Genomic DNA, 23,084 nt, shown 5'->3' on the forward strand with positions numbered 1-23,084 from the left:
CTAGCAAGCAGAACGCCCACCAGACCTAGGTCTGGTGGGCGTTCTGCTTGCTAGGGTATCCTCGCCTTCTATTCCAACATCAAGCGTTTGGCGCCTTTGCGCGTGCCGGATGTACACTGCACAATATACTGGCCAGTTGGGAGGCGGCTTACATCAAGAACAGCGGTTCTGTTACCAATGATCAAGTCGCGTGTGACTACTGGTCGACCTTCAGAGTCGTTGATTTCAACACGCGTTGGTCCTGAAGAGTCAGTGCGCACTGACAATCGTTTTGTAATGGGATTGGTATCGAGGGAAATCTTCAAAGCATCCGATGATGGCTTAGCGGTTTCCATCTTTTCGGTAAGAAGCGCGGAGCTTTCCGCAGGCTTGTTTGCAGCAACAACTGGTTCGGAAGTCGCTGTAGCAGGTTTAGTTTGTGCCTGGCTAGGTAGATCCCACAAACAAGATGTTACCAGACATACCAGCAGCATAATCGTTTTCATACGTGTTTTAACAATGGGTAAAAACTATGGAGCAAATAGGATACGCAAAAATATAGAATAAACTTTATATTTTATGTACTTTATCGTTTATTAAACTTATGCACACAACCAACAACAAGTAGCTCCTATACTCTTCGATCCACGCTCATGTTTATCATGAGCTATCATGCATATAGAATGCCGTATTTTTCGCCTTGTCACGCAGCAAGTATCAAAGACGCCGTCGGCCTGTTGAACAGCTGTATTTTCTCGTTGTAGCAGCTTGAGCAGGAGACTTCACTACTTCACCGCAGGTCAATCCTATTTCCTACTCCTTACACATTTCTCTCATAATCAACACGATGACAGTATAATGCGCATTAAAAAAATATTTATAGCGGCTCTGATTGCACAGAAAACGTATTTTATTTTACCTTTGTGCCTCAATTCTATCGGGGTGTAGCGTAGCCTGGTATCGCGCCAGCATGGGGTGCTGGAGGTCGTAGGTTCGAATCCTGCCACTCCGACGGAAGAGCTTCCGGCTCTGAAAGCCTCTGGACCTAGGTCTGGAGGCTTTTTTCGGCCGAAAGAATTTTGATTGAATGCCCGTTGTGTCCCAGGCCACACAATGTATTCGGGGTGTAGCGCAGCCCGGTAGCGCGCGTCGTTCGGGACGACGAGGCCGTAGGTTCGAATCCTGCCACCCCGACTTTATTGGCATTTAACATGAGAAACGCCCACTGAACCTAGGTTCAGTGGGCGTTTCTTTTTTCGGCTGTAGCAACAATTTTGTTGATCATTCTCAAACATATAGCATGTGAATGGCTAAATACTCTAATAAAACTATTTATAGTACCGTTGTGAGCTTATCTATTAACCTATCAATCTTTTTTCATTTATGAAGATGCAAAAATCAGTGTGTGTTGCCGTATTGTTGGGTGCAACAACAAGTATAGCTCAAGCTCAGACAGAAGCAGGTAAGTTACTGTTAGGTGGCTACATCAACTACTCTAGTACCAAAACTAACACAACCCCATTAAACGCTACTCCTGGTACCAACACAGCCAAAAACTTCAACGTTGGTCCAAAGATTGGCGTTTTCGTCGCTAACAATTTAGTATTAGGCCTTGGAGTAGCTACCTCTTATAACAAGCAAGTATCATCTTACACTGATAATACCAACACAAACCCTTTTCAATACACTAATACCTTTACTGTTAAGGGAATTGAGGCGGGCCCTTTCGTGAGATATTACTGGATGATAGATGAGAAAATAGGCTTTTATGGTCAGCTTATTGGCGGCTATCAACATCAAAAGCAAAGTAGCGTCAGCACTAGTTCCAATTATTATACCTCGGAAGGAAAATCGAATGGAGGATATGCAACTGTTCTACCCGGCTTTGTCTTTTTCCCGACTGAGAAGTTTGGGTTGGAGCTTATGGCAGGTAACTTCTCATACTCCAAATGGAAGGGTAATAATCGTAGTAACATGAGTCAGAGCAGCTCAAACTACACTAGCAGTAGTATTTTAACCAATTTCGGTCTTCAGTACTTAACAATAGGTGCTTCTCTTTACTTAGGCAAAGGCTAACAAGCGCTTAATAACAAACAGAAAAGCCACTCGGATACAGCTATCCGTGCGGCTTTTCTGTTTGTTGAATATCCCTTATTACTCAATCGCTGCCATCACTTCCGACGGTCCTTCTTCTGCGAACTGCTCCAAATACACCTGCCGCAGCTTGAGCTTCTGCTGCTTAGCTACGTCCTCGATAGCTGGGTAGAGCTTGTTCGGGGCTAATAAGTAGCTGGTAGTAGTGCGGGCCTGAATGACACGCTGCCCCGCCGGAAACGCACGGTAGCGATAGGCATCAGGTTTTTTCTGGCTTGTCGTATCCGCAACGATGAGGCCGATGAAGGCTTCTACGGTGTCGCGGGTGGTGCTGGGGTCGTTGTAGTAGATGTTGGCTAGCTCGCCACGCACGGTGCCACTGGCTCGTAGCTGTTGCGCTTCCCGAAATAAAGGCCCGAACGCTTCGTCGCGCACCGACCCTTTATAATATTGCCCGAGCAAGAAGATCGGTTTAGTAGTGGAGATTACCGCCACATCGGGTTTACGAAACCCACCTAGGTAGCCATATACCACTACGCCCGCTGCCGTTAGAAACAAAATACTCAGGAAAAGCCAACGTGTCATCTTCAACTATAAATGTGGATCAGTGCGCTACTCCATCGGCGTGCTGAACACGTCTTTGTACTGCATCTGGTAGAGCTGGGCGTAGAAACCACCTAGGCGCAGTAGTTCGTCGTGGGTAGCACTTTCCTTAATTTCGCCCCGGTCAAGAACGATGATGCGGTCAGCTTTCTGGATGGTGCTTAGGCGGTGCGCAATAACCAGCGATGTACGGCCTTCCATCAGCTTCTCGATGGCTTCCTGGATCAGCTCTTCCGTTTCGGAGTCAACCGATGAAGTAGCTTCGTCGAGGATAATAATGCGGGGCTGATAGACCATTGCCCGCACAAAGGAAATCAGCTGACGCTGACCCACAGAAAGTGTGGCGCCGCGCTCCATTACCTGGTAGTGCAGCCCGCCTGGTAGCCGCTCAATAAAGCGCTTCGCCCCTACCAACTCGGCCGCCTCCCAGATCTGCTCCTCCGTGATATCCTTGTTACCTAGGGTAATATTATCGGCGATAGAGCCTGCGAAGAGGAACACATCCTGCAACACGATACCTATGTGACGGCGCAGTTCCTTCAGGTCGTAGTCGCGCAGGTCGTGGCCGTCGACGGTAATGGTGCCTTGGTTGATTTCGTAGAAGCGGCTGAGCAGGTTGATAATGCTGGTTTTGCCCGCACCGGTCGCCCCTACAAAGGCTACGGTTTGGCCAGCATTGGCTTCGAAGCTGATGTCTTTCAGCACGTACTCCTCATCGTTATAGGCAAACCAGACATGGTCAAATTTTACGTCGCCGCGAATATCGACGGGGGCATAGGTGCCATTGTCGGCAATGAGCTCTTTGCTGTCGAGTAGGCGCAGCAGGCGCTCGGTGCTCACCAGACCTAGCTGGAGCGTGTTGAAGCGGTCAGCAATCTGACGGATTGGCCGGAAGAACAGGCCATTGTACATGATGAAGGCAATCAGGGCGCCTTTTGAAATCGTACCCTCAATCTGTCCTTGCGCGGCGTACCACACCAGCAACCCAATGCCAATGGCCCCCAGCACTTCGGCTACAGGATAATACACTGAATAGTAGAGCACCGAGCGAATGTTAGCCCGTGTGTGCTCCTCGTTAATCACCTTGAACTTGTTGTGCTCGCGCGCTTCATTGTTGAAGATCTGCACGATGTTCATGCCAGTAAGGTGTTCCTGCACGAAGGCATTGAGGCTAGCTACGGCCGTGCGAACTTCCTGAAACGACTTCTTCACCTTCTCCTTGAACACATACGTGCTAAAGATCAGCGGCGGAATAACTGACAAGCTTACCAAGGTCAGACGCCAGTCGATGTAAAACATGAAGGCCATGATGAATACCAGTTGAAGAATATCGCCGATCATGGCAGCGAGACCTTCGCTGAACACATCGGAGAGCGTTTCAACGTCGGAGATGTTGCGGGTCACGAGCACCCCAATGGGCGTACGGTCGAAGAACTTGAGCCGTAGGTTCAGGATATGCTCGTAGAGGTTTACCCGAATGTCGCGCACGATGTACTGCCCTAGCCACCCACCATAATAGGTTTGGAGGTAACTCACGATGGTATTGACCACCAGCAGCACCATGAGCAGCACAAACATCTTGTTCAAGCCAATCATATCGCCCTGCTCAATGCTTACATCGACCATCCGCTGGATCAGGAACGGGCGAATGGTGCCGAGCACGGCCGCAGCCACTGTGAGAAAAATGAGGAGGTAGAAAGTGCCCCGGTAAGGCTTCACGTACCCAACTAAGCGGCTCAGCACCTGCCAGTCGAAAATATTACCGGTTTTAGTAGCGGTGGTTGCTTGCTCCACGAGGCGAGAGACTAAGAGGACGGGATAATAGAGAGTAACTAACCGAACTAGCACAAGGTTGCGACACGAGCAAGAACAAGACCTAGGTTCTGACGCTAGAGCGCGCTACCACTAGCCTGCAAGGTACGGCATTGCCATGGGTATCAGTTCCGCGGGCACCAGTTCAGCGGGGTATTCGACCCGGCTCAGAAACAGGCCGGTAGCTGGCGCGGCACCACTGGCCGCTACTCGACTTTGCGAGGCTAATATCTCGCCAAATTCTGCTACAGTCAGCTTGCCGCGACCCACGCTCAAGAGGGTGCCCACTACGAGCCGGACCATGCCGCGTACAAAGCGGTTGGCCCGAATACGAAACACAATTCCGCCGGGCGTAGGATGCCAAGCGGCTTCGTAACACACGCAGACGTAGTGCGTTTCGGCGCCCTTTACTTTCGAGAAGCTGGTGAAATCGCGCGAGCCAAGCAGCAGCGCCGCGGCCGCGTTCATAGCCGCTACATCCGGGGCTCGGTCGAGGTAAATGCTGTGGTTTACCCGAAATGGATTGGGCACGAGGCGCACGTAGTACTCGTAGGTGCGGGCATTCGCATCGAAGCGAGCATTGGCGTTGTCGGGCACCGGGTGTATCGCCTGCACCGCAATATCAGCGGGCAAGGCCCGGTTCAGTCGGTAGAGCAGCGTAGCTAGGTCCAGCGTCTCGGGCATGTCGGCGCTGAAGTGCGCTACCTGATGGCTGGCGTGCACGCCCGTATCCGTACGGCCGCTTCCTAGCGTGCTGATCGGCTGCCGCAATACCTGCGACAAACAACGGTTGACCTCCTGCTGCACCGTAATTACTTCAGGCTGCACTTGCCAGCCGTGATAATTGGTGCCGTCGTAAGCTAGGTGTAAGAAATAACGCATGAACTTGATAATGAACAGTAAGCAACGAATAAAGATCAATGAGTAGTAAGTCAGCGCTCCGCTGCTCATTGCTTATTGTTCATTGACAACTGCGTACAGCAGACTATCGATTGTATGGCCGTTTTTTGTAATGCTTTTGCGCAATCGGCCTTCCAACTCATACCCGCCTTTCTCCAGCACGCGCGCCGAAGCTGCGTTATGAGCAAAAACCCCAGCGTAGAGTCGGCATACGTCGAAGCTTGCGAAGGTGTACTCCGTTAAGACTCGGACGGCCGCCGTCATGATACCGCGTCCCCAATACGACCGACCTAGCCAGTAGCCAATTTCAGCACTGCGCCGGTCCACGTCGTGCTGGAATATGATGCTGATGCCGCCCCCAGCTGCGCCCTCTACCTCGATAGCTAGGTGGATATCGGGTGAGTTGGCAGTGGCCACTGCTTCCAGATACCACCGCGCATCTTCCAGCAGGTACGGATATGGAAAGGTGTCACGCAGATTCTGCGCAACACCTTCATCATTAGCGCAAGCAGTCAACGTTGATGCGTCGGAGAGCTGCCAAGGCCGCAGGCGTGTACCGGCCACCGGTAAGATAAGGGTCGGACGCCGCCTCGAATCGGACATGGGCTAGGGTTGAAAAAGCAGTTAGACTTTCTCGTAGATCACCGCCACGCCTTGTCCCACACCTACGCACATAGTTGCTAGGCCATAGCGCACGTTTTCGCGGCGTTGCATCTCGTGCAGCAGCGTAGCCGTGATGCGTGCCCCAGAGCTACCTAGGGGGTGACCGATGGCGATGGAACCACCATTTACGTTTACCTTTTCTGGGTCCAAACCTAGCTCGCGCATGCATACAATACTCTGCACAGCGAAGGCTTCGTTTAGCTCGATCAGGTCCATATCGTTGATCGTCAGCCCTGCGCGTTGTAGTACCTTCTGTGTGGCCGGAATCGGACCTAGCCCCATGTAGGCAGGGTCAACCCCTACTACGGCCGAAGCCACTACGCGCGCCATCGGCTTCAGATCGAAGCGGACGAGACCTTCTTCGCTCACGACTATCGCCGCGGCGGCACCGTCGTTGATGCCAGCAGAGTTACCGGCCGTTACGCTGCCATTCTGCAAATCAAAAGCAGGTCGCAGGGAAGCTAGCTTTTCCAACGACGACAGGCGTGGTGGCTCATCGGTATCGAACAGAGCCGTATCACCTTTCGGGTTCGGGATGAACACGGGCACAATCTCCTTGCGGAAACGTCCTTTCTCGGCAGCCTTGTGGTATTTACGCTGCGAATCGAAAGCAAACTGATCTTGCTCTTCGCGGCTGATATTAAACTTACGCGCTACGTTTTCGGCCGTTTCGCCCATGGCGTAGGGGTAATGCATCTTGGCTAGCTTCGGGTTCACGAAGCGCCAGCCAAGGGTAGTATCGTGGGCGGTGAAGTCACGGGCAAAGGCGGTAGCCGACTTCGCCATCACGAACGGCGCCCGTGTCATGCTTTCAGAGCCACCTGCCAGGTAGGCCTCTCCTTCGCCACTCTTGATGGCCCGCGCCGCATCCATGATGCTTTGCAAGCCCGAACCGCACAGGCGGTTGATCGTGACACCGGGTACGGTAATCGGCAGGCCCGCCAGCAGAGCGGCCATGCGCGCTACGTTGCGGTTGTCTTCGCCAGCCTGGTTGGCAGCACCCATAATTACATCTTCAATGGCCCCCTTATCCAAGGTAGGATTGCGGCGCAGCAGTTCGCGCAGCACGTGGGCGGCCATGTCATCAGGACGGACGCTGCTCAGCGCACCCCCAAATTTACCGATGGGCGTACGGACAGCGTCTACAATATAAGCAGTTGACATCGAGTTAAAATGCGGTTTTTCCGGTTGTTGTTGGCTACTTTTGCCGCCCTAGCTAGGCTAGAGCAAGCTTTTGAACCGACAAAGCACAAAGATGATACAAAGAATTCAAAGCGTATTTTTACTGTTGCTGGCAATCGCCATGGCTAGCGTAATTTTCGTGCCGATCTGGAGCAAGGTGGATTCGCTGACCAGCCAAGAGCTGGTATTGCACTCGACCAAACTCGCTTTCGTAAACCCGGCCTCCCAAACGCCTGCCGCCGTGAATACATGGCCTATTGCAGTTCTGGCAGCACTTTCAGCCGCAGTGGCACTGTTCGAAATTTTCCAGTACCGCAGCCGCTTCACGCAGCTTAAGCTAGGTATGGTCAATTTGTTATTAATCGTGGCCACTATCGGTGCAAGCTATTATTACTCAGGTGTGGGCGAACAGATGCTCAACATCAAGCTGATCGGGACCTTTGAGGCGGGCTTTTACCTTCCTACCCTAGCCCTGATCTTGAACTTGCTTGCTAACCGTTTCATTCGGCGCGACGAGCAACTCGTGCGCTCCATGGATCGATTGCGATAAGCACCAATATGACTCAACAGAAAAGGCTCCTGTTTAGTGCAGGAGCCTTTTTTATTTTTTCGTTAAGCCGCGTTGCCATGGTGCCTCATCGCCCGCGCTGCTGACTGATGAAGTCCTGCAGCTCCCGGCTACTAGCCGAGTATTGAAGGGCATCATACACCTGGTAGAAATTCTGGCGGTCGGCCACGCGTGCGTAAGCGTACTTAGCTAGGTCGAGGCGGTTGCTTTCGAAACTTAGCGTCCGTAAGAGGCGTGCTAGGTCGGCCGATTGAATTAATGACTCGCCCAACGCCTGCTTGATGACCGGCAGCTTGTTGTCATCAAACGATTTTTTTTGTAGGAACTGTACCAACCCATCCACATCCGCAGCCGACATCACCGAAGAGTAATTGTCGTTGTTCGGGTATGGAGCCGGATTAGGCGCGGGCGGATAGTTGTTTGGCATAGTCGGGTAGTTTGCGTCTGGACCGTTGGGACCAGGAATAGGATTAGCGGGTCCGCTATACCCACCATCATTGTAGTCACCAGAGCCGTTGCGGCCGTTTCCATTTGGAGAGCTGCCATAGCCAGAATCATCGTACGTGCCTCCGGGGTAACCTGGGGCATTCGGCGGGTAGAACCCACCCGTGCGGATCGGCACGGCGGCTACTTTGCGAAGCACTGGAGGGTACCCGCTACGCGCCAGCAGCACAAAGCTTGTTTCCAAGCCCGGATCCAAAAACAGACGCGTCCGGTAGTTTACAGCACCGCCGAAAGCCGTCGGAATCCGAAATTCTGCCCAGTGAAACCCCGGCGTGAGCCGATCGATCCGGACCCGACTGGCGCTGGTACGTAGCAGTGGGCGACCATCAAACACCAGCTGAAAGGGCAAACCTCGCTCGGAGGCAAAGTTCACCGTGGCAGGAGCAGCCGTTCCGCGGAAGCCCATCAGCAACAATATGCCAAGGCAAAGCAACAGGTATTTCTTCATAGCGGTAACAAAAACGAGCAGGCGAAAAGCTTCTTGCTCAAGTTACAATAAAACCAAGTATTATGCCATAACTACACTTTAGCTAACATTTTGGCTTTATGAGCTTTATCTAGCAAGAAGAAAGCCCCAAATGAATGCTAGCTGACCTGTTTTACTTAGTCAACGAGAGAATACTGTGCCGTAGTATCAGAAAAAGCCCCTGCAATGGACGAACCATGCAGGGGCTTTTTATTTGCAAGATAGCGACCTAGCTATTCCGTGATCTTGGTCACTTTGAACTCGGTGCGACGGTTGCGCTGGTACTCGTCTTCCGTCTTGGCATTTTTCACAACGGGCTGCGTTTCGCCGTAGCCTTTGGCCGTAATCCGGTTCTTGCCGATGCCCTTCGAGATGATATAGTCGACAGCAGACTGCGCACGACGCTGAGACAGCGCTTGGTTGTAGGCATCCTTACCACGCGAGTCGGTATGGGAGCTCAGTTCGATGGTAATGTTCGGGTTGTCGTTGAGCGTTTCCACCAGCTTGTCTAGCTCCACTGCGGCATCGGGGCGAATGTCCGCCTTATCGTAATCGTAGAAGATATTTTCCACCACAATGGCTTTGTTCTTCACGATCTTGGTTAAGGTCAGCGTCACGGGCAACCGAATGTCGTTCTGCTCATTGGGCAAATCCTCCTGCTTAGGCACTTTCCCAACAGTACTCAAGGAGTTACGGGCCGTGAAGTAGCCCGGCCGGTCAGCCAGCAGTGTGTAGGCAGCGGCCGTATCGAGCTTGGCAGTGAACTTACCGTCTGGGCCGGTGGTCACGTCTTGCTTTTGCCCATTGCGGTTTGTAATCGTTACCGTTTCGTTCGCTACTGGTGCTGTTTCTCCTGTTTTGTCGTTGCGCTCCACCAGCGTCCCATCAACAAAGAGGGCGACGAGTTTGAGCGGCTTTTTGTGAAAACGATACAGATCGTCGCTGCCTTTGCCACCAGCGCGGTTGGAGGAGAACACGCCCATGTCTTTGCCCATGAAATAGGGCGCAAAGTCATCCCCGTTGCTATTAATGGGAGCACCTAGGTTCTTCACCTTGCCCTTGTCCACCATGAAGATGTCGAGCTTCCCTAGGCCTGGATGGCCGTCGGAGGAAAAGTACAGCGCGCCATCCGGAGCTACCGCTGGAAAGTTCTCGTTGCCAGGCGTATTCACGTCCTCCCCTAGGTTCTCGGGTGGGGAGAAGCGGCCGTTGGCGCCCATGGTAGCCTTATAGATATCGGTGCCGCCTTGGCCGCCTTTCCGCGACGAAGCGAAGTATAGCGTTTGGCCATCGGGCGAGAAGACGGGCGAGAATTCATCCGCGGTGCTACTGTTCACCACGCGCAGAATTTCTGGCTCGCTCCAAGCGCCGTTTTTGAAATAGGAAGCCCACAGGTCTACGCTCAGGTAGCCCTTCTTGGAGCCGTTGTTGGAGCGGGCAAACACCATCATCTTGCCATCGGGCGTGTAGGTAGCGCTAGCCTCGTGCTTGTCGGTGCTGTTGAAAATGGGCTCTAGCTTACGCACCGTGCCACCCGTCAGCTTATCCGTGTCGTCGAACTTGACGGCGTACAAATCATTGAATCCTTCTCCATTACCTAGGTACTTCTTGCCCTCGCGGCCAGAAGCAAATACTAGTTCTTTGGTTTCGGGCAACATCGTGGCGCTAAAGTCCGAAGACTCAGAGTTGATCTGGTCGAGCGGCATCACCTCATTGTTGGTGCGCATCGCCACGATGTCCGGACTCAGGCGCGCATTCTTGGCTTCCATTTCGGCGCGAGCCGCCAGCGTACGGTTGGTGCCAGACTGAGCATAGGCTTCAAACTGCTTCGCTGCTTCCTCAAACTTGCCACCGGCTTTCAACGCCTCGGCGTAACGGAAACCTAGGTCGGCGCTCTTTGCCTTTCCCTCCTGGGCAGCTTGGTAGAACGGCTCAGCCTGCTCAACGCGGTTGGAGAGCCGGTACGACTCGCCGATGCGGTAGTTCGCTAGCGGTGCGTTCTTGTCCTTGGCCACCTGCGCTTTGTACAGCGTAATAGCAGTTTCATATTCGCCGCGGGCAAAGCGCTTGTCGGCTTTGCTGACGCCGTCCGTCGTAGCACAGCCGCCCAACAGTAGCGCCGAGCTCGCCGTGACACCGATGATTAGAAAATTCCTCATGCGTAGATGGAGTGGAATTGATGTTGGAATAGCTCTCTGCCATTGCCACCCCTAGGCCTAGCAAGTATACTAAGTTTGGGGAGGATTCTGGCCGAAAAGCCAAGTATTTATGCCCCTGCGAAGTAGCGCGCCAGCCAAGTAGAGGCTGCCGGTGCTGGCCACGCCTTGCGAAGCTGCTGATGCTGGGCAATGGTATTGTCGAAGTACGGCGTCTCGGGTCGCAAACGGCCTTCCGCTACTGCTGCTTTCAACTCCCGCCGGTCGACGAGCTGTACTTCGCCCTCTACTAGAAAAGCCAGCTGCGATTTTTCGAGCAGCGTGATGTTCAGCGCTTGCTCCAATGCCCGCACAAACCGCACGGAGGAATCAATGGAGCAGCCACTGGCGTCGGCCACGGCTTCATCGAGGCCAATCACGAGAAACTGATGATGCAGAAAAGCAGCCGAGGCAGCTAGGGAGCGGCCGTGGCTGGTCCACTCCTCGGCAAACTGCCGCAGGGCGGGCGCCACAGAAGCTAGCTCTTCGCTCGTGAGCGGACGGTCGGCTTGGTAAATCCAGATGCGAGCGTGCGCGGGCAGCTGGTCAAAGGAAACGAACATGAGGCTAGGTGCTTAGAACTTCGCGGTTCAGGGTAGGCTGTATACTTCTATAACTCCAAAACCAGCTGACTTATTTTCTACAAAATAAACAGCCCCGACGGGAAGTTCCGCCGGGGCCGTTTTGTTTGATCTCAAGTCTTCTTTACGCGTTCAAACCTTCTGCTGTGGCAATCAATTCGGCGAGGTCAAATACTTGCACGTTGTTCTCGCGCTCTTTGTTTTTCACCCCGTCGCTCATCATCGTCATGCAGAAGGGGCAGCTGACCGCAATGATGCTGTTTTGTTCGCTTGCTTTGGGAGCGGGCGTTGCACCTTCGTTGCCGCTTTCTACGCCGTAGAGTTTGTTTAGCGCGGCAGCGTTGCCGTCGAGGGTAGCCAGGGCTTCTTCGGTGCGCTCCACGTTGATGTCTTTCTTACCGGGCTCGGGTTCTTTCCACATTTGGGCGCCACCGGCGCCGCAGCACAGGCCATTGGTTTTGCAGCGCTTCATCTCCACCAGGTCAGCATCAAGCACCGCCAGCACTTCACGCGGGGCTTCGTAGATGTTGTTAGCCCGACCTAGGTAGCAGGAATCGTGAAACGTAATGCGACGCCCTTTGAACTCGCCCCCACCCGCTACGCCTACTTTGCCCTCGTTGATGAGCTGCTGCAAGAACGTGCTGTGGTGAATCACCTCGTAGTTGCCGCCCAGCGCCGGATACTCGTTTTTAATCGTGTTGAAGCAGTGCGGGCAGGCCGTTACGATCTTCTTGATGCCATACCCATCGAAGGTGGTAATATTTTGCATGGCCTGCATCTGAAACAGAAACTCGTTGCCAGCACGCTTAGCGGGGTCTCCCGTGCAAGTTTCTTCCATCCCAAGCACGGCGTAGTTCACGCCCACATGCTCCAGAATGCGCACGAAAGCCCGCGTCACGCGCTTGTAGCGGTCATCGAAGGCACCCGCACAGCCTACCCAGAACAGGATTTCCGGCGTTTCCCCGCGCGTCGCGAGGTCAGCCATAACAGGAACGGTAACTTGACGCTTGGCAGTTGGCTCAGCCATAATATCTAAAAGACTAAAGGTCAGAATGAGTGGGAATTAATCAGGCCTTACCGCGCCCGAACGGAGAGAACAAAGCTAGCTTTTCGCTACGGCTTCCTTCTCCGACACAAACAGGTCATCGGCCCAGTTGAAGCGGTCGGAAGGCGAGAAGGCCCACGGCGCGCCATTGTTTTCGATGTTTGAGAACATCACGTTGAGCGAGTTCGGCGCCGCTGACTCTTCCAATACCAGGAAGCGGCGCATCTCGATGATGCTCTCCAGGGGATTGATGTTCACGGGGCACGCTTCTACGCAGGCATTGCAGGTGGTGCAAGCCCAGAGCTCCTCGGGCGTCACGTAGCCGCGCAGCAGCGTGTGGCTTTCTTTGTCAAGCTGCTCCTGCTCGGCGTGCTTGGCCTCAGCGCCGTAAAGGTTAGGGCTGAAAATCAGCGGCGAGTTGTACTTCTCCTCCACCCGGTCGCGGGTGTCCATGATAATCTTGCGCGGCGACAGGAGCTTGCCCGTAATGTTGGCCGGGCACACCGATGTGCAACGGCCGCACTCGGTGCAGGAGTAAGCGTTCATCAAGTTCGTCCAAGCTAGGTCGTCCACGTCCTTAGCCCCAAATGGCGTAGGAGCAGCGGCCGATCCATCAGGTCCAACAGCTGGTGTGGGCACCTGGTAGCTCGGGTCTAGCATGGCCTTCACCTCGTGCGTAATGCTATCCACATTCGAGAACTGACCCTGGGGCACAAGCCGCGAGTAGTACACGTTCGGGAAAGAGATGATAATGTGGAAGTGCTTCGACGAAGGCAAGTAGTTCAGGAACAGCAAAATACCCACAATATGCGCCCACCATCCTACGCGTTCTAGTATCTCCAACGCTTGCATGTTGCTCGGGAACAGACCCGTGAGTAGCGAACTTATAGGAAAAATCCCCGGCAGATCTTCCCCACGCAGCTGGTGCAGCTTCAGGTCAGAAGTGTTCATCGTGAACAGCGCCAGCATGAGGATTACCTCAACATAAAGGATGATATTCGCATCAAGTTTAGGCCACGCACGCAGTTCGGGGCCGGTAAAGCGACGCACAGGCTGACTACGGTTGCGGCGCCACCAGAAGGCTATTACCGCCACAATTACCAGGGCACCTAGCACTTCGTTGGTCGCCATCAGTGCGTCGTACACTGGGCCCAGGAACTGTAACACGCGGTGCGTACCGAAAATGCCGTCAATCAGAATCTCGATGACCTCGACGTTGATGACCAGAAAGCCCACGTACACCACCAAGTGCAGCAGCGCCGGGGTAATGCGCTTGAACATTTTCTGCTGGCCAAAGGCAACAAGCAACATCTTGTTGAGCCGCTCGCCCACGTTACCGCTCATTTCTCGGTCGCGCCCGACCAGAATATTCGCGCTAATCTTGCGCACCTGCCATATAAACAGGCCAATACCTGCTATGGCAACTAGCAGAAAGATAATGTTTTGAATTGTCACGGCAGTAGAGCTAGGTTGGGAACGTCCGAAAAGTACTCGTTATGCCTAACAAATTTACAGGTTTCCGCAGAAAGATTTTTTTCACTGGAATGTTGCAGGTTAGTTTTGGTTTACTACTTTTGCCACTCCTAACGCGAATAAGCCAAGGGAAATGGTAACGTAGCTCAGTTGGTAGAGCACAGCACTGAAAATGCTGGTGTCGTTGGTTCGATTCCAACCGTTACCACAGAAAAGCCTCTAGCGCGCAGCTAGAGGCTTTTTTATTGCTTACGCCTCTCAGCCATAAGCCTACTAAGCCCCTATTCTTACCTGCGGTTTTACGTTCTGAGCACTAAGCCAGAAAGTATTCTACCAGCCAACTCAGCACGATCAGTGCACATGCCAAGTACAGTTTCAAACGCGTATTCCGGCCCGTCTTCATAAGTATAAAGACACGCATACGCGTTCAAAGAAGCAAGAAAGAATCGAGTATTTTTCGCCCAACTACTTAACAGTCAGCGGGTCGATCCAACTCCTATCAAGTTCTATTAAGGGCACGTTTGCTGCTGCGCCGCGGCAGCATAGCTATAGCCTAGCGTGACTGCTCTGCGAAAAAATTCGCACGCAGCGCCGGCATTTTCTTCACGCTGCGCTAGTCGCCCTAAGAGAAAGTATGCCTGTCCGTTTCGCGGGTTTTGCAGCAGCACTTGCTGGTAGTCGCTGCGCGCCGCCGCATAATTGCCAAGCTTGTAGTAGGCAAGACCACGATAGGTGAGGTACTTCAACGAACGACCCTGCTGCTTGCGCAGCCGCAAGCCCGCTGAGAAGTCTTGAATGGCTGCTTCAAACGCATTCAAGCCGAAGAGTCGCGTTTCGCCACGTGCTAGGCGGGCGCCACTCAGCAGCGAGTCGAGAGCCAGCGCATGACCTAGGCATATCTCCGCCGAATCGGGCTGGTTTAAGTTGCTGTGGCATTGGCCCAGACGGTACCATAGCTGTGCGGCGGTTCGTCCTCGAGCATTAGCCAAGGCCGCACGATAGTCGGTGCGGGCAGCGCGGTAGTTCTGATAGGCAAACTGCTCAATCTCGCCCCGGCGCTGCAAAGCTTCTGTGTAGGTTGGCTTGAAGTGCAACGCCTCCGTGAAGAATCCGTGCGCTGTACCCCAGCTGCTATTCACGTAAGCGGCCAGCCCATCCTCATAGTTGCTCACGGCCGTCACGTGGTCCATCGTCACCTTCACCGACAGCATGAACAAAATAAGCAAACCGAAAACACCAAAAGTCAGCAGGTAGTCGCGCCGGTTAAACTTGGGCTTTTGCTTCGGGATAGTCCGGTAGTGTCGTTCAGCCGCCCCAGCAGGCGGGCGCGTCCGCAACGGCACCGGAGGCGGCATAGGCACCCCATACACATGCTGACCTTGCTGCCGAAATTGCTGCTGCCTACGAGCTTCTTCTGCCCGACGCGCGACAACTTGCAGCTGATAGTCATACACGGCACGCCGGGCCGGGTCACCTAGCACTTGGTAGGCGACACTTACCTGCTTGAATTGCTCCTCAAACTGTGTGCTACCGCCGTGCTTATCCGGGTGGTACCGCACGGCCAGACGCTTATAAGCTAGCTTAATTTCGTGGGCTGTAGCAGTAACGGCTACCCCCAACACCTGATAATGATTCTGACTCACAATTCGGCCGTATAAGGTAAAAGTAACTCATTTTTCAGACATAATGTCGCTTTTTCCGTATGCTAGGGGCGACCCGAAAATGAACACGATAACGTTCCTTCGGTGTCCAGACTTGTAACATTATTTCTGGCTTTTCTCTCCCCCTACGCCGTATGGCTAACGACGACGCTTCTAAAACGCCCCGCAATGACAGCCTGATGGGTAACCTCATGGGCTACCTAGACACTCGTATTGACCTAGTGCGCCTTGAGGCCCAGGAAAAGGCAAAAACGGCCTTTGTAGGCACGGTACATGGTGTTGCAATGGGCCTCATCGGATTGATGTTCCTTATTTTCCTAAGCATCTTTGCCGGTCTTGCACTTAACGCCGCCTTGGATAGCACCTTTTGGGGCTTCGGACTAGTAGCAGGTTTCTACCTAGTACTGCTAATCATCTTCCTAGTAGGCGTCGACAAGAAAGTTTTCCAAGGCTTGGCCGACAAGCTCCTGGATAATACTATTTACAAATCTGATAAGCGGCAAGCGTAACAAAGCATATGGCAGAGCTAACGAATCCATTGTTTGAAGATCAGAAAGAGTTTCTGGAGCGTCAGAAGCTGGAGTATGAGCGCGCTTTACTCGGCGACGTCGACCACATCAAGGAAAAAACGCAGGAAATCGGCAAAAAAGCGCTGATTGGAGCAGGTGTGGTTGGGGGTATTTGGCTACTAGCAAAAGCTTTTAGCGGCCGGAAATCGTCTAAGCATGATGACGAAGAGTCGACCATTCATCGCTTGAAAGCCAAGTCGAAGCGGAACCGTTCCGTTCGTCACTACACCGAAGCTGATACAGCATTGTCAGATGATTTTGGTTTTGGCGCTACGAACACCGATGCTTACCGTGGTTATTCGGGCCGAGGACACGAACGGGCGCATATTGCCCCAGATGTATACCACACCGACGCCGATCCTTTTCCACCCCTACCCTATGATGATGCTCGTCGGCTACCGACGTCCTCTTTCAACCAAAACGGCCACTCGAGCGCAGTACCCGAGGATGACTCGCCTTCTTTCCTAGCTTCCACATTCAGTGCGTTTCTGCAATCAGACACAGGCAAGCTGCTGATGGCACAAGTAACGGCCGTGCTGATGGCGTACGTGGCACAGAAAGTGGGAGACTACTTGCCAATACTTAAAAATTCCGACCTTGCGTCTTCAGGCCCGCATGCTACGGCGGAACCGGAGACCAGAGACATCGAATTTACTTTCCACGACGACGCGGATGCGCCTCACCAATCTTCATGAAGCCCTCAGCAAACGCCGAACGCGCGGCCAAAAATCGTTAGCGGTACTGCTTGACCCTGACCACTTGGATGAGGCTGGTTGCCGGCACTTGCTGGAGCTAAGCGAAGAACATCCTGTTGATTATTTCCTGATGGGCGGCAGCCTGGTGATGAGTACTCACCAGGCGTCGCTCATTCGTTTTATCAAAAGTCGCAGCGCTGTGCCGGTGCTGTTGTTTCCGAGCCATAGCCTACACCTCGACACGCAGGCCGACGGCATTCTGCTATTGTCGCTGATTTCGGGCCGCAACCCTGATTTCCTGATTGGCCAGCATGTTATCGCTGCGCCTTTGCTGCGAGCTAGTAACCTCCAGATTTTGTCGACTGGCTACATGCTGGTCGATACAGGTAGGCAAACAACCGCTAGCTATATGAGCAACACCACGCCTCTACCCTACGATAAGCCGACTATTGCGGCTTGCACAGCCATGGCCGGTGAGCAACTGGGTTTGCGGCTGATGTACCTAGATGGCGGTAGCGGCGCCATGTACCCTGTATCGCCCGCCATGATCCGGGCTGTGCGCCAAGCGGTAGAGGTTCCGCTATTCGTGGGCGGTGGCATCAACACCGCCGAGAAAGCTCAAGCAGCCCTAGCTGCTGGTGCCGACGTTATTGTGATAGGTAACCAAATCGAAAAAGCGCCGGAGTTCCTAGGAGAAGTGTCCAACGTGGTTCGGATGTTCAATAGCGTACTTAAGCTAGCCTAGCCCTTCGGTTTCGTCTTAAACAAAGAAAGCGCCCCAGGTGGGGCGCTTTCTTTGTTTTCAGGGGTGTAAAGCTTTCCTCAAGCTTAGATGTTCATAGCCGATTCGCGGCGGCGCATCTTACCAGCCGGAATACCGAACATCATCTTGAAGCGGCGGCAGAAATAAGCCGTGTCTTTGTACCCTACTTCCTTGCCGATATCACGGATGCTCTTCTTGGTCGTGCGCAGCAAGAATACAGCGCGTTCCATCCGCTGATATTCGATGTAGTCCTGCGGGTTGATACCGGTGAGCATCTTGAAGTACTGACCCACGTAGTCTTCCGATACGTTCGCAACGCTCGAAAGCACTTTGTTCGATAGGTCGCCGCCGATGTTCTCCTTGATGTAGTTGAACAGGTCGATGAGACGAGGATCTTTGAAATACGTGCTGTTGGTAGCGAGTTGCTCCACAAACATCTTGTTCTTCAAGATGTAACGTACAATCTCTACGACGATGTTCTCGGTATAGATCGTGATAAGACGCTCGCGACCGGGTAGATCTTGCAAGCTTTCCTCTACCACCTTAATCACCAGGTTCGCGAGCTTCGAGTTGCCGGTAATCAGGAATGCGGGCACGTCGAGCGAAGCGAAGAAGTTGACGGAGTCAAATACCTTGGCTTCGAAGCTTACGTGGCTATGGCTTTCTTCGGCGTCGCCGATCAGATCAAGGTCAGTATTGGAATGAAAGAACTTATCCTTGTTGCTAATCAGATCGTCGTTGGTAATGCTCTTATTACTGATATTGCCATAACTTACTTTGGTAGCACGACCACCTGGGATAAATAGCATCTCTCCTTCTTCTACCACTTGCTCTTCTTCACCAAAGGAGACACGGCCTTTGTGCAACAGGATGAGGTTGTTGCCAACATCATAATAGTTGCGCACCGTGAACGGCTGCTGCAACACCAAGTTCTTCGCCTTGATGTAGCGTACGCCGAGTGACTCTATGACTTTATTATAATCTTCCATATTCGGAGTGTGGCTGGTATGATGGAATCTAACGGGTTCGGGGGGCTGTCAAACTTAGACAATGCAAAATAAGATATAAAAATTCACAAAAACGAAAACCCAGCCGTTTTTTGGCTGGGTTTAGTGCAAATATTCTGACTTTAGAGCAGCGCTAATCTTATTTTAATAATTCCCGCGAGATTACAATTTTCTGGATCTCGGAAGTACCCTCATAAATCTGGGTGATTTTGGCGTCGCGCATGAGTCGCTCCACATGGTATTCTTTGACAAAACCGTAACCACCATGAATCTGGACCGCTTCAACGGCAGTGTCCATTGCAACTTTCGAAGAAAACAGTTTTGCCATGGCGCCCGACTTGCTATAGTCGAGCTGTTGATCTTTGTCGTTGGCAGCTTTTAGGCACAACAGCCGCGCTGCGTCGATGTTGGTCGCCATTTCAGCTAACTTAAACTGAATAGCCTGATGCTTAGCGATTTCTACCCCGAAGGCCTTGCGTTGTTGGGCGTACTTCAAGGATAGTTCGAGCGCTCCGGAGGCAATACCTAGGGCTTGCGCGGCAATACCGATACGGCCACCCGCTAGCACTTGCATGGCAAACTTAAAGCCGAAGCCATCGGGTCCAATACGATTTTCTTTAGGCACCTTCACGTCCGTAAACATGAGCGAATGCGTGTCGGAGCCCCGAATACCTAGCTTATTCTCCTTCGGACCAATTGTAAAACCAGGAGTATCTTTCTCGACAATCAGCACATTGATGCCGCGTGATTTCAACTCTGGATTAGTTTGAGCAATAACTAAGTACACGGAGGCAGAGCTGCCATTGGTAATCCAGTTCTTGGTACCGTTGAGCAAATAGTAGTCGCCTTTATCTTCGGCCGTGGTGCGCTGCATGGTAGCGTCGGAGCCTGCTTCAGGTTCGGACAGACAGAAAGCCCCGATGATTTCGCCGGTGGCCAAGCGCGTCAGATACTTCTGCTTCTGCTCTTCAGTACCGAACTTCTCCAGTCCCCAGCACACGAGCGAGTTGTTTACCGACATGATAACGGAGCACGAAGCATCTACTTTCGAGATTTCCTCCATGGCCAGCACGTACGATACTGTATCGAGACCACTGCCGCCATACTCGGGGCTTACCATCATCCCGAGGAAGCCTAGCTCGCCCATTTTCTTGACTTGCTCGGCGGGAAACTTCTGGTTGTCGTCGCGCTCAATAACACCAGCCCAGAGCTCACTCTGGGCAAAATCGCGGGCAGCAGCCTGAACGGCTAGCTGCTCCTCTGTGAGTTGAAAATCCATACAGGAAAGGTTGGGTGGGAATGAAACAACAGCTAAGTATTGGGTAGGTAGCGTTGTCGTATCAAAAATAAAAGGCAGAATCCGCAGTTAAGCAGATTGCCCGTATTTTTCTTCGGCATGCATACTTTTTAACGCGCGACAATCAGGTTAGGTGCTAAGGACTGATAGGCGAACTTAAAAAAGATACGGCCGCCTCGCAGAGCGAAACGGCCGTAACAGAATACGATTTGCGAGTGGTTAACGACGGTCGCGGCCACCCATGAAGATGCTCACGTAGTAAAGCAAGGTTGCCAGCGACGACAGCGCAGCAACTACGTAGGTCATAGCAGCCCACCATAGGGCATCTTTGGCCATAGCGTGCTCTTGCGTCGTTACGATGCCCCGACGGTCAATCCAGGCGAGGGCGCGGCGGCTAGCATCAAACTCAACCGGCAGCGTCACGAAGCTAAATAAAGTAGTGAGGGAAAACAGTGCAATACCAACGCCTAAAGGAATAGGTGTTGAACGCAGCATAAAAACGCCAGCCATCAGAATGAATGGCATAAAGCGTGATACTGCACTCAGAGCCGGCACCATAGCCGAACGGAACTGCAACATGCTGTAGGCCGTGGCGTGCTGCACAGCGTGGCCGCATTCGTGCGCCGCAATAGCAGCAGCAGCGGCGCTACGCTCCTCGTATACAGCCTCACTAAGGTTTACGGTTTTGTCGGCAGGGTTGTAGTGGTCAGTTAAGCGACCTTCGGTCGAGATAATTCGCACGTCGGTGATGCCGTGGTCTGCGAGCATCAGCTCAGCAATCTGACGGCCAGAAAGACCCGATTGCAAGCCAATCTGCGCGTACTTCGACATCTTACTGCGTAGTCGCCACTGGATCACCCAGCTCACGACCATCATCAGAATCAGAAAAGGAAAAATGGGAAAGCCAGACATGGAAGAAGAGAGTTAAAGTTGTTCGCGGATGCGCTCCACGATGCGGGTGGTACTGTAGCCCGCTACTAACGGTACGGTCAGAACCTGTCCACCGTTATTTAACACAAATTCATGTCCGACAATTCCGCTAATTGCATAATCGTCGCCTTTCACAAGAATGTCGGGTCGGACCTGGGTAATGAGTTCTAACGGCGTCGGCTCGTCGAACAACACCACCGCATCCACAAACATGAGGGCAGCTAGGATGCGTGCCCGCCCATCCTCATCCTGAAGCGGCCGGCCGGGTTTGAGGCGGCTCACGGAAGCATCCGTATTCAGCCCCACAATCATGGCGTCGCCGAGGTGCCTCGCTTTTTCTAGGTAGTCGACATGACCCAGGTGCAACAGGTCAAAACAGCCATTCGTGAACACCACACGGCGGCCTTGCGCACGCCACTCGGCCGCTACAGCCCCGATAGCTGAGCGACTGAAGATTTTATCTTTACTCCACATCAATGGATGAGGCTACGGTAAGAGGAGCCGTTGTAACCGCAGACACCGTGCGGCCTGATTTGAGCATGCTCACAGCAAAGCTGATACCGCCCATCAGCACGACTAGCAACGTTTGGGAACCATGCACCACCAGCGCGTAGGCGATGCCCGCATCCTTGCTGATGCCATAAGCTAGCAGGATACCTTGTACCATCACGTGGAATGGTCCGATGCCACCGGCCACAGGAGCTGCCATGCCGAAAGCACCAAAAGTCAGAACGGCTAATCCCGCCCGCATACCTAGGTCATAAGTAGCTGGAAAGCAGAAGAAAGCCAGATAATCCATGAGGTAGTACACCAGCCAGGTAAAGGCGGTGTGGAGCAGGAATAAGCCCTTATTTTCCAGCTTCAATATGCTGAATACCCCAGCGAGCAGCCCTTTCACAAAAACGACTACTTTATTAAATAAGGCGTTCTGCCGAAGCCGCTCCAGGTTTCGGAACAAGGTATAGATCAGGCCCACTAAAAGCACAATGGCGATTAAGCCGGCCACCACCAGAGGCGTTGGATTACGAGCTAGCTCATCATAGCGTCCGCCCAGGATCTTGTCCGTTACGAATGCCCAAAAAGTCTGAAAATCCAGCAGCAACGTAGCGCCGAGCAGCCCTAGCAGCACCATCACATCGATAACCCGCTCCGTCACAACCGTGCCTAGCGATACTTGCACCGGAACCTTGCTGGTACGCTGCAAAACGGAGCACCGAATCACCTCGCCCATCCGTGGTAACACTAGGTTGGCGAGGTAGCCTACCATCATGGCATGATACACGTCCCAATAAGAAGGTTTGTGCCCTGTGGGGTCAATTTGCATCTTCCACCGGTATGCCCGACTGAAATACCCAAGCGCCGACAGTATCATCGTTACGACGAGCCAGGAGTAGTTTGCTTCCCGTACGCTTTGACCGATACGGCTCAAATCCTGCCCCTGCACGGCGTACCACATGAGCAACCCTGATACGGAAAGCAGCAGAGCGTACTTGAGAATGGTAAGAAGATGTTTCATCACTTGGTTGATGCTTAGTTACAAATCCTACAAAAGACCTTGCCTTAGGCCCTGCGTAGGGCCTAAAGGTAATAGCAGATAAGAAAGGTGGGATTGTAAGGAAGCAAGATAGCGCAACTATTTGTACGCGTCGTCTCCCCGGATGTTAACCTAGGTCAGGCGGTTGTGCTGATCAGGAAAGACGAGTGTAGGCTTGTGAGCACGTGCTTCGGCAAAGTCGACAAAGCCGTAGGAGAAGATGATAACGATGTCACCTACGGCTACTTTGCGGGCAGCCGGGCCGTTGAGGCAAATCATACCCGAGCCCCGTTCGCCTCGGATAGTGTACGTTTCAAAACGTTCCCCATTGTTCACGTTCACGATAGTCACCTTCTCGTTTTCGACCATGTTGGCCGCGTCGAGCAAGTCTTCGTCGATGGTGATGCTGCCTACATAATGTAGCTCGGCCTGCGTGACTTTAACCCGGTGAATCTTGGACTTGAGAACTTCAATATACATGGCTGAAATGCGGCTAAAAATAAAGCCGACAAAGATACAGAAGTAGAGCGACTGAGCGGCTGCGTGCTGTTCAACGGCCTCAC

At 52.9% G+C, this 23,084-nt stretch carries 23 protein-coding genes and 3 tRNA genes; 8 read left to right on the plus strand and 18 right to left on the minus strand.

Features of this window, described 5'->3' with window-relative positions; all coding sequences use genetic code 11:
- Positions 1–68: 68 nt before the first annotated feature.
- Positions 69–485, minus strand: coding sequence for a T9SS type A sorting domain-containing protein (locus tag SD425_RS25715; protein ID WP_324673737.1), 417 nt, complete (start codon positions 483–485; stop codon positions 69–71).
- Positions 486–917: 432 nt separating this feature from the next.
- Here SD425_RS25715 and SD425_RS25720 point away from each other — a divergent pair.
- From SD425_RS25720 to SD425_RS25730, 3 genes are all read left to right on the plus strand, one after another.
- Positions 918–991, plus strand: a tRNA-Pro gene (locus tag SD425_RS25720).
- A 108-nt stretch (positions 992–1,099) separates the two neighbouring features.
- Positions 1,100–1,173: transfer RNA gene (locus tag SD425_RS25725), tRNA-Pro, on the plus strand.
- A gap of 189 nt (positions 1,174–1,362) precedes the next feature.
- Complete coding sequence (locus SD425_RS25730) at positions 1,363–2,055, plus strand: hypothetical protein (protein WP_324673738.1); 693 nt, start codon at positions 1,363–1,365, stop codon at positions 2,053–2,055.
- A gap of 78 nt (positions 2,056–2,133) precedes the next feature.
- Here SD425_RS25730 and SD425_RS25735 read toward each other — a convergent pair whose 3' ends face one another.
- From SD425_RS25735 to SD425_RS25755, 5 genes are all read right to left on the minus strand, one after another.
- On the minus strand, positions 2,134–2,658 hold the full coding sequence (locus SD425_RS25735) for a hypothetical protein (RefSeq protein WP_324673740.1): 525 nt from the start codon (positions 2,656–2,658) through the stop codon (positions 2,134–2,136).
- A 27-nt stretch (positions 2,659–2,685) separates the two neighbouring features.
- Positions 2,686–4,470 (minus strand): ABC transporter ATP-binding protein, encoded by a 1,785-nt coding sequence (locus SD425_RS25740; protein ID WP_324673741.1) that lies wholly within the window; start codon positions 4,468–4,470, stop codon positions 2,686–2,688.
- A 111-nt stretch (positions 4,471–4,581) separates the two neighbouring features.
- Positions 4,582–5,370 carry a tRNA pseudouridine(38-40) synthase TruA gene (gene truA, locus SD425_RS25745; protein ID WP_324673743.1) on the minus strand — a complete coding sequence of 263 codons (789 nt, stop codon included), beginning with the start codon at positions 5,368–5,370 and terminating at the stop codon, positions 4,582–4,584.
- Positions 5,371–5,442: 72 nt separating this feature from the next.
- Complete coding sequence (locus tag SD425_RS25750; protein WP_324673744.1) at positions 5,443–5,991, minus strand: GNAT family protein; 549 nt, start codon at positions 5,989–5,991, stop codon at positions 5,443–5,445.
- Positions 5,992–6,012: 21 nt separating this feature from the next.
- The gene (locus tag SD425_RS25755) at positions 6,013–7,215 is read right to left on the minus strand and encodes an acetyl-CoA C-acyltransferase (protein WP_324673745.1); all 1,203 of its coding nucleotides are present in this window, start codon (positions 7,213–7,215) and stop codon (positions 6,013–6,015) included.
- 91 nt (positions 7,216–7,306) lie between these two features.
- Here SD425_RS25755 and SD425_RS25760 point away from each other — a divergent pair, with 91 nt between their 5' ends.
- Complete coding sequence (locus tag SD425_RS25760; protein WP_324673746.1) at positions 7,307–7,783, plus strand: DUF4293 domain-containing protein; 477 nt, start codon at positions 7,307–7,309, stop codon at positions 7,781–7,783.
- An 85-nt stretch (positions 7,784–7,868) separates the two neighbouring features.
- On the opposite strand, the gene SD425_RS25765 is transcribed toward SD425_RS25760, so the two are convergent.
- The 5 genes from SD425_RS25765 to SD425_RS25785 form a co-directional block, all read right to left on the minus strand.
- Complete coding sequence (locus SD425_RS25765) at positions 7,869–8,753, minus strand: DUF4476 domain-containing protein (protein WP_324673748.1); 885 nt, start codon at positions 8,751–8,753, stop codon at positions 7,869–7,871.
- A 251-nt stretch (positions 8,754–9,004) separates the two neighbouring features.
- On the minus strand, positions 9,005–10,930 hold the full coding sequence (locus SD425_RS25770; RefSeq protein WP_324673749.1) for an OmpA family protein: 1,926 nt from the start codon (positions 10,928–10,930) through the stop codon (positions 9,005–9,007).
- 107 nt (positions 10,931–11,037) lie between these two features.
- Positions 11,038–11,529 (minus strand): hypothetical protein, encoded by a 492-nt coding sequence (locus SD425_RS25775; RefSeq protein ID WP_324673750.1) that lies wholly within the window; start codon positions 11,527–11,529, stop codon positions 11,038–11,040.
- A gap of 142 nt (positions 11,530–11,671) precedes the next feature.
- Complete coding sequence (locus SD425_RS25780; RefSeq protein WP_324673751.1) at positions 11,672–12,532, minus strand: (Fe-S)-binding protein; 861 nt, start codon at positions 12,530–12,532, stop codon at positions 11,672–11,674.
- Between the two features lie 117 nt (positions 12,533–12,649).
- A complete protein-coding gene (locus tag SD425_RS25785) occupies positions 12,650–14,047 on the minus strand; it encodes a 4Fe-4S dicluster domain-containing protein (RefSeq protein WP_324673753.1) in 1,398 nt (465 codons plus the stop codon).
- A 153-nt stretch (positions 14,048–14,200) separates the two neighbouring features.
- On the opposite strand from SD425_RS25785, the gene SD425_RS25790 reads away from it, so the two are divergent.
- Positions 14,201–14,273: transfer RNA gene (locus tag SD425_RS25790), tRNA-Phe, on the plus strand.
- Between the two features lie 301 nt (positions 14,274–14,574).
- On the opposite strand, the gene SD425_RS25795 is transcribed toward SD425_RS25790, so the two are convergent.
- Positions 14,575–15,708: a J domain-containing protein gene (locus SD425_RS25795; protein WP_324673754.1), complete on the minus strand. Its 1,134-nt coding sequence runs from the start codon at positions 15,706–15,708 to the stop codon at positions 14,575–14,577.
- 152 nt (positions 15,709–15,860) lie between these two features.
- Here SD425_RS25795 and SD425_RS25800 point away from each other — a divergent pair, with 152 nt between their 5' ends.
- Genes SD425_RS25800 through SD425_RS25810 form a run of 3 tightly spaced genes read left to right on the plus strand, consistent with a single transcriptional unit; the run spans position 15,861 to position 17,735 of the window.
- The gene (locus SD425_RS25800) at positions 15,861–16,235 is read left to right on the plus strand and encodes a phage holin family protein (RefSeq protein WP_324673755.1); all 375 of its coding nucleotides are present in this window, start codon (positions 15,861–15,863) and stop codon (positions 16,233–16,235) included.
- A gap of 8 nt (positions 16,236–16,243) precedes the next feature.
- A complete protein-coding gene (locus tag SD425_RS25805) occupies positions 16,244–16,990 on the plus strand; it encodes a hypothetical protein (protein WP_324673756.1) in 747 nt (248 codons plus the stop codon).
- On the plus strand, positions 16,968–17,735 hold the full coding sequence (locus SD425_RS25810) for a geranylgeranylglyceryl/heptaprenylglyceryl phosphate synthase (RefSeq protein WP_324673758.1): 768 nt from the start codon (positions 16,968–16,970) through the stop codon (positions 17,733–17,735). The genes SD425_RS25805 and SD425_RS25810 overlap by 23 nt, the downstream gene beginning before the upstream one ends.
- Positions 17,736–17,818: 83 nt before the next feature.
- On the opposite strand, the gene SD425_RS25815 is transcribed toward SD425_RS25810, so the two are convergent.
- The 6 genes from SD425_RS25815 to panD form a co-directional block, all read right to left on the minus strand.
- Positions 17,819–18,742 carry a helix-turn-helix domain-containing protein gene (locus tag SD425_RS25815; protein WP_188812040.1) on the minus strand — a complete coding sequence of 308 codons (924 nt, stop codon included), beginning with the start codon at positions 18,740–18,742 and terminating at the stop codon, positions 17,819–17,821.
- A 157-nt stretch (positions 18,743–18,899) separates the two neighbouring features.
- Positions 18,900–20,039, minus strand: a complete 1,140-nt coding sequence (locus tag SD425_RS25820; RefSeq protein ID WP_324673762.1) for an acyl-CoA dehydrogenase family protein — start codon at positions 20,037–20,039, stop codon at positions 18,900–18,902.
- A gap of 237 nt (positions 20,040–20,276) precedes the next feature.
- Positions 20,277–20,969, minus strand: a complete 693-nt coding sequence (locus SD425_RS25825; protein ID WP_324673764.1) for a zinc metallopeptidase — start codon at positions 20,967–20,969, stop codon at positions 20,277–20,279.
- Positions 20,970–20,981: 12 nt separating this feature from the next.
- Complete coding sequence (rfaE2, locus tag SD425_RS25830) at positions 20,982–21,461, minus strand: D-glycero-beta-D-manno-heptose 1-phosphate adenylyltransferase (RefSeq protein WP_324673766.1); 480 nt, start codon at positions 21,459–21,461, stop codon at positions 20,982–20,984.
- Positions 21,451–22,503 (minus strand): lysylphosphatidylglycerol synthase transmembrane domain-containing protein, encoded by a 1,053-nt coding sequence (locus tag SD425_RS25835; protein ID WP_324673769.1) that lies wholly within the window; start codon positions 22,501–22,503, stop codon positions 21,451–21,453. Before SD425_RS25835 ends, rfaE2 begins: the two co-directional genes overlap by 11 nt.
- 150 nt (positions 22,504–22,653) lie before the next feature.
- On the minus strand, positions 22,654–23,001 hold the full coding sequence (panD, locus tag SD425_RS25840; protein ID WP_324673771.1) for an aspartate 1-decarboxylase: 348 nt from the start codon (positions 22,999–23,001) through the stop codon (positions 22,654–22,656).
- Positions 23,002–23,084: the final 83 nt, after the last annotated feature.

The organism is Hymenobacter sp. GOD-10R, from assembly GCF_035609205.1.
In the GTDB taxonomy this organism is placed as follows: Bacteria; Bacteroidota; Bacteroidia; order Cytophagales; family Hymenobacteraceae; genus Hymenobacter.

Excerpts from the sequence above, each read along its gene's own strand:
- SD425_RS25715 (WP_324673737.1), bottom strand. The coding sequence starts at position 485 with ATGAAAACGATTATGCTGCTGGTATGTCTGGTAACATCTTGTTTGTGG.
- SD425_RS25730 (WP_324673738.1), top strand. The coding sequence starts at position 1,363 with ATGAAGATGCAAAAATCAGTGTGTGTTGCCGTATTGTTGGGTGCAACA.
- SD425_RS25735 (WP_324673740.1), bottom strand. The coding sequence starts at position 2,658 with ATGACACGTTGGCTTTTCCTGAGTATTTTGTTTCTAACGGCAGCGGGC.
- truA (WP_324673743.1), bottom strand. The coding sequence starts at position 5,370 with ATGCGTTATTTCTTACACCTAGCTTACGACGGCACCAATTATCACGGC.
- SD425_RS25750 (WP_324673744.1), bottom strand. The coding sequence starts at position 5,991 with ATGTCCGATTCGAGGCGGCGTCCGACCCTTATCTTACCGGTGGCCGGT.
- SD425_RS25755 (WP_324673745.1), bottom strand. The coding sequence starts at position 7,215 with ATGTCAACTGCTTATATTGTAGACGCTGTCCGTACGCCCATCGGTAAA.
- SD425_RS25760 (WP_324673746.1), top strand. The coding sequence starts at position 7,307 with ATGATACAAAGAATTCAAAGCGTATTTTTACTGTTGCTGGCAATCGCC.
- SD425_RS25765 (WP_324673748.1), bottom strand. The coding sequence starts at position 8,753 with ATGAAGAAATACCTGTTGCTTTGCCTTGGCATATTGTTGCTGATGGGC.
- SD425_RS25770 (WP_324673749.1), bottom strand. The coding sequence starts at position 10,930 with ATGAGGAATTTTCTAATCATCGGTGTCACGGCGAGCTCGGCGCTACTG.
- SD425_RS25775 (WP_324673750.1), bottom strand. The coding sequence starts at position 11,529 with ATGTTCGTTTCCTTTGACCAGCTGCCCGCGCACGCTCGCATCTGGATT.
- SD425_RS25780 (WP_324673751.1), bottom strand. The coding sequence starts at position 12,532 with ATGGCTGACCTCGCGACGCGCGGGGAAACGCCGGAAATCCTGTTCTGG.
- SD425_RS25800 (WP_324673755.1), top strand. The coding sequence starts at position 15,861 with ATGGCTAACGACGACGCTTCTAAAACGCCCCGCAATGACAGCCTGATG.
- SD425_RS25805 (WP_324673756.1), top strand. The coding sequence starts at position 16,244 with ATGGCAGAGCTAACGAATCCATTGTTTGAAGATCAGAAAGAGTTTCTG.
- SD425_RS25810 (WP_324673758.1), top strand. The coding sequence starts at position 16,968 with ATGCGCCTCACCAATCTTCATGAAGCCCTCAGCAAACGCCGAACGCGC.
- SD425_RS25815 (WP_188812040.1), bottom strand. The coding sequence starts at position 18,742 with ATGGAAGATTATAATAAAGTCATAGAGTCACTCGGCGTACGCTACATC.
- SD425_RS25820 (WP_324673762.1), bottom strand. The coding sequence starts at position 20,039 with ATGGATTTTCAACTCACAGAGGAGCAGCTAGCCGTTCAGGCTGCTGCC.
- SD425_RS25825 (WP_324673764.1), bottom strand. The coding sequence starts at position 20,969 with ATGTCTGGCTTTCCCATTTTTCCTTTTCTGATTCTGATGATGGTCGTG.
- rfaE2 (WP_324673766.1), bottom strand. The coding sequence starts at position 21,461 with ATGTGGAGTAAAGATAAAATCTTCAGTCGCTCAGCTATCGGGGCTGTA.
- SD425_RS25835 (WP_324673769.1), bottom strand. The coding sequence starts at position 22,503 with ATGAAACATCTTCTTACCATTCTCAAGTACGCTCTGCTGCTTTCCGTA.
- panD (WP_324673771.1), bottom strand. The coding sequence starts at position 23,001 with ATGTATATTGAAGTTCTCAAGTCCAAGATTCACCGGGTTAAAGTCACG.